Origin of the sequence: Actinocrinis sp., assembly GCF_035946395.1 — a bacterium.
Taxonomy (GTDB): Bacteria; Actinomycetota; Actinomycetes; order Streptomycetales; family Catenulisporaceae; genus Actinocrinis.
In genome coordinates this window covers 24309-33182 of the sequence record NZ_DASYZI010000167.1, presented here as the reverse complement: position 1 = coordinate 33182, position 8874 = coordinate 24309, and the positions used below count along the sequence as shown (strand labels likewise).

Annotated in this window: 12 protein-coding genes; 2 read left to right on the top strand and 10 right to left on the bottom strand. The window is 66.0% G+C overall.

Annotated elements, in window-relative coordinates; translation table 11 throughout:
- Window positions 1-461: 461 nt before the first annotated feature.
- Together VGS97_RS10710 and VGS97_RS10705 are read right to left on the bottom strand one after the other, a co-directional pair.
- Window positions 462-1628, bottom strand: a complete 1167-nt coding sequence (locus VGS97_RS10710; protein WP_326853188.1) for an RNA polymerase sigma factor — start codon at window positions 1626-1628, stop codon at window positions 462-464.
- A gap of 65 nt (window positions 1629-1693) precedes the next feature.
- Entirely contained in the window at window positions 1694-2056 is a 363-nt protein-coding gene (locus VGS97_RS10705; RefSeq protein WP_326853187.1) for a YciI family protein, read from the bottom strand.
- A gap of 144 nt (window positions 2057-2200) precedes the next feature.
- On the opposite strand from VGS97_RS10705, the gene VGS97_RS10700 reads away from it, so the two are divergent.
- On the top strand, window positions 2201-2833 hold the full coding sequence (locus tag VGS97_RS10700) for a dihydrofolate reductase family protein (RefSeq protein ID WP_326853186.1): 633 nt from the start codon (window positions 2201-2203) through the stop codon (window positions 2831-2833).
- Between the two features lie 424 nt (window positions 2834-3257).
- Here VGS97_RS10700 and VGS97_RS10695 read toward each other — a convergent pair whose 3' ends face one another.
- The 8 genes from VGS97_RS10695 to VGS97_RS10660 all read right to left on the bottom strand — a co-directional run bounded on the left by VGS97_RS10695 (window position 3258) and on the right by VGS97_RS10660 (window position 7872).
- Window positions 3258-4073 (bottom strand): RIO1 family regulatory kinase/ATPase, encoded by an 816-nt coding sequence (locus tag VGS97_RS10695; RefSeq protein ID WP_326853185.1) that lies wholly within the window; start codon window positions 4071-4073, stop codon window positions 3258-3260.
- A 66-nt stretch (window positions 4074-4139) separates the two neighbouring features.
- A complete protein-coding gene (locus VGS97_RS10690) occupies window positions 4140-4298 on the bottom strand; it encodes a hypothetical protein (protein WP_326853184.1) in 159 nt (52 codons plus the stop codon).
- A complete protein-coding gene (locus VGS97_RS10685) occupies window positions 4295-5566 on the bottom strand; it encodes a radical SAM protein (RefSeq protein ID WP_326853183.1) in 1272 nt (423 codons plus the stop codon). The genes VGS97_RS10690 and VGS97_RS10685 overlap by 4 nt, the downstream gene beginning before the upstream one ends.
- A 58-nt stretch (window positions 5567-5624) precedes the next feature.
- Window positions 5625-5945, bottom strand: a complete 321-nt coding sequence (locus tag VGS97_RS10680; RefSeq protein WP_326853182.1) for a hypothetical protein — start codon at window positions 5943-5945, stop codon at window positions 5625-5627.
- The gene (locus VGS97_RS10675) at window positions 5942-6103 is read right to left on the bottom strand and encodes a hypothetical protein (protein ID WP_326853181.1); all 162 of its coding nucleotides are present in this window, start codon (window positions 6101-6103) and stop codon (window positions 5942-5944) included. Before VGS97_RS10675 ends, VGS97_RS10680 begins: the two co-directional genes overlap by 4 nt.
- 7 nt (window positions 6104-6110) lie before the next feature.
- Window positions 6111-6917, bottom strand: a complete 807-nt coding sequence (locus VGS97_RS10670) for a hypothetical protein (protein WP_326853180.1) — start codon at window positions 6915-6917, stop codon at window positions 6111-6113.
- Between the two features lie 288 nt (window positions 6918-7205).
- The gene (locus tag VGS97_RS10665) at window positions 7206-7520 is read right to left on the bottom strand and encodes a hypothetical protein (protein ID WP_326853179.1); all 315 of its coding nucleotides are present in this window, start codon (window positions 7518-7520) and stop codon (window positions 7206-7208) included.
- Between the two features lie 103 nt (window positions 7521-7623).
- Window positions 7624-7872, bottom strand: coding sequence for a hypothetical protein (locus VGS97_RS10660; RefSeq protein ID WP_326853178.1), 249 nt, complete (start codon window positions 7870-7872; stop codon window positions 7624-7626).
- 114 nt (window positions 7873-7986) lie between these two features.
- On the opposite strand from VGS97_RS10660, the gene VGS97_RS10655 reads away from it, so the two are divergent.
- Complete coding sequence (locus VGS97_RS10655) at window positions 7987-8751, top strand: GntR family transcriptional regulator (protein WP_326853177.1); 765 nt, start codon at window positions 7987-7989, stop codon at window positions 8749-8751.
- Window positions 8752-8874 lie beyond the last annotated feature (123 nt).

Here is an 8874-nt window from a genome sequence, read left to right as displayed (position 1 = left end):
GCCTGTACTTGTTGCCCAGCATCAGCTGGTTCTCCTTCCAACCCGAGTGCGGTGACCTTGCCGGACAAGCACGCCCCGCCGACGTCCTCGCCGAAAAATCACGGAACGTGCCTGCCTCATGACACTGAGGTTAGAGCCGGGCTCAGGGCTGCGCCATAACGCAGAGACCTGATTCTTTTGCAGGCGCACACGTGACCCGCGGCGGAACGTTCCCGACAATCAACCGGATCGCGGCCGACCGCCCAGACCGTGCTCGGCCTCCATCTCGCCGCGTAACGCCGAGGTTGAAAAAGGCCCAGTGCTTCCGGCTTGGCAGGGGCCAGACCACGGCCAGTCCAGCACTGATTCACTCCGCACAACGACAGCAAGACGTTCCCGAAGGTGTGCTTCCGAACTGCGCCCTGAGCTGCGGCTCTGCTGTCATGGCCAGCTCCTACCTGGCGCGGTGAGCACCACATGTGTCACGCCGTGTTCAGGAGTTCACCGAGCCGGCGGGCAAGAAAGCGTCGTTCTGCACCGGTGCGTGCCCGGTCCATAGCGGTGCGGTAGACGGGTATAGCTGCGGCGATGCGGCCAGCGCGCCGCAGGAAGTCCGCGTGGACAGCGGGTAGTAGGGGGTAGCCGACAAGCTCCTCCTGGAGCATCGGGAGCAGTTCGAGGGCTTGGTCGGGCCCGTCCCGGAAGCTGAGTGCGACCAGCCGGTTCAGCGCGATGACGGGGTTGTATTGGATCGTCAGGAGGGCGTCGTACGCTTTGACGACGCGTCCCCAGTCGGTCGACTCGGCCCGCTCGGCGGTCGCGTGCAGCGCGGCGATGGCAGCTTGAAGACGATACGGACCGGGGCTCTGATCGGGTGAGATTGCGACAAGGGCCCTGAGGCCAGCGTTGATCTGGTCACGATCCCACAGTGCCCGGTCCTGCTCGTCGATCGGCACCAGTTCTCCAGAACCGCTGATGCGCGCACGGCGTCGCGAGTCCTGTAGCAGCATGAGCGCGAGCAGGGCCCTGGCCTCGTTGTGCGCGGGGAGCAGGTCAACCATGAGCAGCGCGAGTTCGATCGCCTCACGAGCCAGGGCTTCGCGCGTCGGCGGACCTTCGGTGGCACTGTAGCCCTCGGTGAACAGCAGATAGATCACGGCCAGAACGCCATCGACACGGTCGGCGAATTGGTCGGCGGGCGGGACGCGCAGCGCGATCCCGGCATTCTTGATCTTCGTTTTGGTGCGCAGCAGCCGCTGGCCCATCGTCGCCTCGGACACCAGGAAAGCCCGCGCGACCTCGCGAGTGGACAATCCGGTGACCGTCTTGAGGGTCAGTGCGACGCGACCGGCGACCGGAAGGGCGGGGTGGCAGCATGCGAACAGCAGTTTGAGCCGGTCGTCGTCGGTAACGCAAGGACGGCCGCCTTGGAGTCGGCTTGCGGCGTGCAGGTCGTACAGCTTGTCGAGTTCGGTGCGACGGCGTCTGAGGGCGTCTATGGCGCGGTTGCGCGCGACGACGCTCAGCCACGCCTCCGCCTTGTCGGGCACGCCGTTGACCGGCCACTTGATCAAGGCCTGTTCGACGGCGTCCTGCCAGCAGTCCTCGGCGAGATCGAAGTCACCGGTCAGGCGCACCAGCGTGGCCATGACGGCCAGGCGACCACGCCGGACCGCCACGGCGACGGTATCCGGCGCGGTCGCGCGACCAACGGTCATTCGGTGGCCCGCCAGTCGTCCGGGCCACCCATGGAGTGGATCGGCCGGATCTCCAGACGGCCCTGATATGCCATGTTGTGCCTCAGTGCCTGCTCGATCGCCTCATCGAGGTCCTCGCACTCGATGATGGCCAGGCCAGCGATCCACTCCGCCGACTCGGTGAAAGGGCCGTCGGTGATAAGCACCTTGCCGTCGCGCACACGTACGGTCGTCGCGTCGGACTTCGGTTGCAGCCGTATCCCCTGCCGATACGCTCCCTTGCCGATCATGTAGTCGAACCAGTCGTCGATCGAGGGGGCGGCCGCGTCGTCGGCCTCGGTGGCCTCGGGGTCCATGACGATGAACATCGCGTACTTCACAATTCGCTCCTTGGCCGGTGGGCCACTGTAGGCGGGCCTCACCGTCATGACGATTGCCCCCGGCCATTTCCTACAAGGCTGTCGGAAACGTCGCCGTGTCATCGTCATATGGTTGACCACTGCGCACAACCAGGGAGGACCTCCGTGTCAAAACTGCGCGTCCACAACTTCGTCGTGTCCCTTGACGGATACGCCACCGGCGAGGGCCAGTCGGCCGAGGCCGGTTTCGGCCATGCGCAAAAGGAGTTCCTCGACTGGTTCGGGAAGCTCCGGCTCTGGCGCGGCATGCAACCAGATAGGAATCTCGGCCCGGACGAGGCGATCGCCGCGCCCTGGGGCACCGGGATCGGCGCGGAAATCATGGGCCGCAACAAGTTCCGGCCCACCACGGGCCCCTGGCCCGACAGCGGCTGGCCCGGCTGGTGGAGCGAGGAGGCACCGTTCCACACACCCTGCTTCGTCATGACGCACTGGGAACGCGAACCGCTCACCGTCGGCGACACCACGTTCCACTTCGTGAGCGGCACCCCCGCCGAGGTCCTTGAGCGCGCCCGCGATGCGGCCGGCGGCCTAGACGTCCGGCTCGGGGGCGGACCCACAACCGTCAACGAGTTCCTGGCGGCCGACCTTGTCGACTACCTGCATGTCGTGTTGGTGCCACTCGTGCTGGGGCGAGGCGTCCGGCTCTGGGACGGTCTCGACTCGCTACACGAGCGGTACACCGTCGAAGTGATCTGCGTGCCCAGCGGAGCCACCCACCTGTACTTCACTCGATAACGCGCTCCGCGCCGTCACGTCAGTTACCGAGTGATGTTCCACTTCTGATGATGAGGTGGCGTCACAGGCACGAGTGTCGGCCCCGCTGAATCGAGGACTGTGGCAACCGCGGCTTGCTCCACGCCACGCGCCAGCACCTCGATCCGCTCGGGGTCGAGACATCCGGCATGTGCGCACACCGTCGGCACGACTCCATCGGAGTTGTCAAGCCTGGTCGGCACACCTATTTCAACCTGGGCTGATGCGCTTCCCGCGAGTGTACCGGCTCGCCGGGCCGCGCTGGGTCTCGTGGTGGGGCTGTGAGGGGTGTGGGATTGTTTGGCCGGTGTCCTGCCCGTGTGGGGTGGTGGCTAAAGAATCCCCCACCCCGGTGGTGAGTGCGGTGTTCGTGCGAGCCGGGTCCGTAGGTGAGGGGCTGTGGTGCCTACGATCTGTCGCGCACGCTTTGTCGGTGCTCGGCCCAGATGTGGGCGGATTTCGCCATGCCGGTCTTCCAGTTAGTGAGTGGTTTGGCTTGGCTGATTTCGCGCCATAGCCGGGTGCTGGCTGTGGCGAAGGTGTCGATGGCGTGGGGGCTGGCGGTGTGCCACGCGGGTGTTTGCTGTGCCCAGTGTTCGGCTTCTTCGGGGGCGTGACCGGCTGTGATCAGTCTCATGACCAGGCAGCAGGGGTCGATCCATGCAGCGCCTTTGGTTGGCCATGCCCAGTCGATGATGTGGGCGGTGTCGCGGTGGATCAGGATGTTGAACGGGTTGTAGTCGGTGTGCAGGAGTTGGTCGCCGGCCAGTAGTCGGCGGGATGCTTCGTCGTTGATGTATGCGGCCCAGCGCTGTTCGGCGATCTTGACTGGTGCGTCCGGGCAGGGGATTTCGCCGAGTCGTCGCATGGCGTCAACGACCAGGGGCAGGTCGGGCGAGCCGGGCGAGTAGTCGGCGTGGCGGCCCGGGATGCGTTCGAAGCCGAGAAGATCCCAGTCGTCGATCTGGATGTGCCAGAGCAGGCGCGGTGAGACGGGCGCAACGTGGGGGCTGATCGCCGCTTCACGCCGTTGGGTGACCACGCCGGGGTGACTGAGGCGCAGCCCCTTGACGAAGAAGGATCCGGCGTCGGTGTCCAGGAAGAGCGCGATTTCGGAGTTGAGTCCTTCCTTCGCGGTCGTCGCGCGCCGGACCGGACCGGTCTGGGCCTGGATCGCGTCGCGCACGGTGCCGGGCAGGCGTTCCCAGTGAACTCGCTGCATCGTGGTCCTTGGCTGGTGCTGGCGGGCGTGGCCCGTGGTGGGAGGCCACGCCCAACCATAGGGCTTCTAGTAGGGGTTATCGTCGCTCGCGCTGCATGAGCACATGGTGTGCTCGACGACCTTGTCCAGGTCGCTGATGATCTCGATGACGTCGGTTTCCGGCGTCTCGTCGATCTCCTCGTCCTCGACGGATCGGGGGCGGATCTCGATCATGACCGCGGTCACGCGCTGCTCCTTCCGTGCTGGCAGTAGGTGTTGAGCGGGGCCTTCGCGTCCTGGTAGAGCTTGGCCAGCGGTCGGCACACCGTGCACGTGCCGGAGAGCTGGCAGCCGGAGCAACCACCGGTGCGAAGCATCAGGTTGTCGGCGATGGCGCCGAGCCGCCGAAGGCCGTGCACGCCTTCGGCCGACAGGTCGATCTGGGAGTCGCGCCCGACCTTGCAGATGCTGGCCTTGCCGTGCGGATCGACGTGGAAGAAGGTGTGTCCGGCGTTGCAGCCGGTGAACGGCTTGCGAGCGCGAAGGTGCTCGGTCGACTGCGCGGGCAACACCTCTGCGCCTCCGTAGATGGTCGGCGAGAGGTTCGAGTAGACCAGGTACTCAAGCCCCCACCGCTCAGCCATCTTGATCATCACAGCTTCTTCGTGGGCGTTGGTTTTGGTGAGTACGATGTTCAGTCGCATGGGTAGAGCGGCCTCAAGGGCGGCGGTCATGCCGCGCTCGAACAGCTTGAAAGCTCCACGGCGGCGCACCAGGCCGTCATAGCTCGCTTCGCTCGCCCCGTACACGCTTACCGTGATCCGGTAGGGGCGGCGGGTGTCGAGCAGATCCAGGATCGCCTGGTTGTGCAGCCGCGAAGCGTTCGACGAGATGTGCAGCATCATCCCGAGGTCGTAGGCGAGGGTGTACGTGTCGGCGAACAATTGGTCAATCAGCGGTTCGCCACCGGTCAGTTGCAGCCACAGCACTCCGGCGTCGCGCATCGTGTACAGCAGCCGAACCCGCTGGTCCCAGCCCAGGCCACTGAAGGTCTTGAGCCCGAGATAGCAGTGTTCGCAGTCGTAGTTGCACCCGAGGTTCAGTTCATAGGAGGCACGGCCGAAGGAGAATGCGGACTGGTCGCGGATGATCACGGTCTCGGTGACCTTGCTGGTCCCGAGCTCCAGGCCCCACGCTTTGCGCGCGGTGTCGGCAAGCCACTGTGGCGATTGGGCTCCCGTGGCGGCAGCGCGCCCCAATTCGAGGTAGTTGCGGCGCGGGATCTTCACGCCCGCCTGGTGGCCGGGGCGAACGATCAGGTAGTCATCGATGAACGGGCTTGCAATGAGCTGGTACATCGCGGTCATCTCCTGATCACATGTGACCTTGTCGGGTGAGCCCCAAAGGTTGGTGGTGATGTCGGGTTCGGGCGGCGCGGTGTGGTGGTCGCCGCTTGGGGGTGGCCGGGGCCGGACCGCCGCCTGTGAGAGCGGTCCGGCCCCGGTCGCGGGCAACGGTCCGGGGTGTTGCTCGCTGGCTGCGCGGCGGACTTTTACCATCGTGCAGCCGGTCTTAGGGTGTTTCTTCTAGGCGCAGGACGGCGGCGCGGACCCGGGTCAGTTCGTCGTCGCTGTAGTGGCCATGTTCGGCGAGGTTCAGGAGTAGTCCGCGTGCGATCATCACGCGGGGGTCGTCCTCGGTGATGATGACGGGTTGCGTGCCGTCTTCCGGGTCGATCACTGCGCCGTATTCGCCGGTCCACGCTTTTGCGTGGCGGTGGTTGAGCAGCGCGGCGAGCAGCACGGCGGCGGTGGTCTGGTCCGCTGGCAGTTCGGCGGCTGCCTGCGGCCCGGCGAGCGGTCGCGTGTTGCGGAAGAGCACGATCCGCGTCATCTGGGCTTGTTCTGCTCCTCCCACTCCTTCTTGGCGTTCAGCGCGTCCCTGATGGGTTGAGTGACGTTGTCGTAGAAGTCGAGTTCGCCCTTCAAGGTGCCGGGGGCGTACTCGTCGTCGCTCTTGCCCTTGTCCTGGGGCTGGTCCTTCTTGCCCATGGCGTTGTCAGTTCCCTTCGGTGCTGGCGGACGGCTGTGCGGCCGGTGCGGGGGTGGTGAACTCGGCGTGGATGGCGGTGATCCACTGTTCGTCGTCCCGCTTGTAGCCGCGTTCGGCCAGGGCCTTAGTGAATGCGGGCACGTGGCCCGCGCCCCAGAGCAGGGCGACGTGCGCGTCGGGGGTGTAGGACAGTCGGGTGTCGAGTGCGGTCAGGGCGGCCTGTTCGCGCTGGGTGGCTACCTGGAGGTTGATGCCGGGGAAGAGCAGTTCGGCGGACGCTACGCCGGTGGCGACGTCCAGTTCGGTGCTCACGGCCTGGAACAGCAGTGCGCGTTGCAGGTCGGGGGTGAAGTTGTTAAACATGTACTGGGCTTGCTTCAGTTCGCCGTCCATGCGGCGCAACTCGTCCTCGCCGTAGGCTGCGGCGACCGCGAGCATGTCCAGGTCGTGGACTTCCCAGCCGTCGCGTACCGGCAGGGCCTCCTTTTGCAGCGTCAGGCCTATGTCCTTGGCCTGCTGCTGCCCGTCGGCGAGCATGCGGGCGATCACGTCCGCGCCGAAGCGCAGGGTCTCGGGGGCGGAGGCCAACTGTTCGGGGGTAGGGGCGGTGACCTGCTCGGCGTAGATCCGGCCGCCCTGATCCGCGATGCCGTCGATGATCTCGCCCAGCGCCTGGTAGTAGCCGGGTTGGGCGGCGTGGACGGTGCCGATCAGGGTGATGCGGCTGCTGGTGTCCGGGTTGAGCAGCACACGGATCGGGGCTTTGATGTCGCCGGTCTGCGCGGCAGGCTGGGCCATGTCGCTCTCAATCATTCAGGTACTGATATGGGAACCCGGGCGGGCTGTCCGGGGGCTTGGGGTGCCCCCCGGCCTCTGGAGGGTCGGGCTGGGGCAGGGGTGCCGTGGCCTGCCCGCCGGTGCGGGTGCGCTTCGGCCGGGGTCAGGCGCGGCGCGCGCCGTGGCGGTGTTGCGCGGTAAGTTGTTCGAGTCCTGCGATCACGCGGCGCAGGGTCGCCTCGTCCACGGGCGGAGGCTGCGCGGGTCGCCACACGTATGGCAGCGGAGCGCGCACGGCTTCGCCCAGCAACGGCCAAAAGGGGCTCACGGCGGAGCCCCCGTCGCCCGGTAGGCGGCCCACGCGGCGTCGTACTCCGCGTTCTGCTTCAAGGCGATCGGGTCGTTCCTGGGGATGGGGCACGGCGTTCCGGTGCTTGGGATGACCTCGACGATGTCCCACGTGCTGCTGAAGCGCCAATGCCGGGCGTTCTCCTCGGCAAGCTCGACGTCAGCATCCGTACAGCCCCAAAGCCGCAGGACCACGCGCGTGGGCTTGGCTAGTGCGTCCAAGCTCGCGCTTGTTGGTGTCACGTGGGTGGTGGCGTGGCTCGGTCGCGGCTGGTGCATGGTCGGGTTCATGACCACCCGCGGCACCCCCGTCCACGGTGCGCCATGTGGATGGTGAAGTCCTGCTCGACGAATGTCAGTCCACAGACATATAGGACAATGTCTTGTGACTGAATTAGCGTATCCACGATGCTGGTCCTTCCTCGTCGTATAAGGCCCAGGTCCGGTTCCATGCCTCGCCCTGGTCTAGTGCGTCAGGGTCCTTGCGTGGGATGCGCCGAGTGGGACCAGTGGTGCGGTCGGTGTGCGCGATCTCCCAGTTGTGGCGTTCGGCGGCCTGACGCCCGCTGGCTTCCGCGCGGTCTGCGCCCTGTGGGGTGCGGCCCCAGATCCGCATGACCATGCGCGGGCGCTGAGCAGTCACACGAATCTCCTCGGCAGTTATGACATATGCCATTACCTGGCTATAGAGTGCCCGCGCCCTGGCACAGAGTCAAGGGTTATGCCATAAGTCATAGGTGGTGATAGCGTGCGGCGTATGGAGATCCGACGAGTCAGCGCCTACCGGGCCGTTGCCGATGCGATTCGCGTCGACATCGAGGCAGGTGTCTACCCGCGCGGCAGTGAACTGCCGCCGCAGGAGGAGCTGGCTTCGCGCTACCGCGTCAATCAGGCGACGGTAAGCCGAGCCTTGCGCGTCCTCAACGCATGCGGGCTCACTATCAACCGACGAGGATTGAGGTCAATCGTCATGCCCATTCCACCCCTCGTGCGTGATGCGTCCGCGCGTTATCGCCGAGCTGCCCGTGAGCAGAACGGCGCAGGTGGCGCTTACGATGCGCAGATCAAGGCCCTTGGGCTTGAGCCGCGTGTGGTTCTGGAGGTTCGGCGTGTGGTGCCGCCCGCACGGGTGGCGCAGATCCTTGGCATCCGCGCCGATGATGAGTCTGCGATTGTGCGCAGCCGGGTCATGTGGGCCGCCGACACGATTACTCAGCTTGCGGACTCGTACGTGTCGGTCGAGCTGTTCGGCGGCAGCGTGTTGGAACACGTTGATGAGGGCGTGGGCGGCATGATCAGCCGGATGGCTGAGCTTGGCCACGCGCAGGCTTACGTGACAGAGGAGCGCACTGGTCGGCCGCCGACGCCGGAGGAGATGACGGCGCTCCAGATCAGCGAAGATCAACATGTCTTTGTGATCGAACACGTCGGATGGACTGCGCAGGATCGGGCGGTTGAGGTGACGGTGCATACGATGCCGCAGGGGTTGTGGATCGAGCGCACGCGGTTTGACATCGACTGATGTTCCGTAGGCGGCGGCCCCGGGCAGTACTCCGGGGCCGCCGCCATTCCAACCTGCTTTGTAGGTTGACAACGGCGGAGGCGGCCGGCGGCGGGCGTGGTGTTGGCCCGGTGCCGGTGGCCG

What these genes read in the sequence shown, in the direction of transcription:
- VGS97_RS10675 (WP_326853181.1), bottom strand. Translation starts at nt 6,103, where the DNA reads ATGGGCAAGAAGGACCAGCCCCAGGACAAGGGCAAGAGCGACGACGAG.
- VGS97_RS10670 (WP_326853180.1), bottom strand. Translation starts at nt 6,917, where the DNA reads ATGATTGAGAGCGACATGGCCCAGCCTGCCGCGCAGACCGGCGACATC.
- VGS97_RS10665 (WP_326853179.1), bottom strand. Translation starts at nt 7,520, where the DNA reads ATGAACCCGACCATGCACCAGCCGCGACCGAGCCACGCCACCACCCAC.
- VGS97_RS10655 (WP_326853177.1), top strand. Translation starts at nt 7,987, where the DNA reads ATGGAGATCCGACGAGTCAGCGCCTACCGGGCCGTTGCCGATGCGATT.
- VGS97_RS10680 (WP_326853182.1), bottom strand. Translation starts at nt 5,945, where the DNA reads ATGACGCGGATCGTGCTCTTCCGCAACACGCGACCGCTCGCCGGGCCG.
- VGS97_RS10710 (WP_326853188.1), bottom strand. Translation starts at nt 1,628, where the DNA reads ATGGCCACGCTGGTGCGCCTGACCGGTGACTTCGATCTCGCCGAGGAC.
- VGS97_RS10695 (WP_326853185.1), bottom strand. Translation starts at nt 4,073, where the DNA reads ATGCAGCGAGTTCACTGGGAACGCCTGCCCGGCACCGTGCGCGACGCG.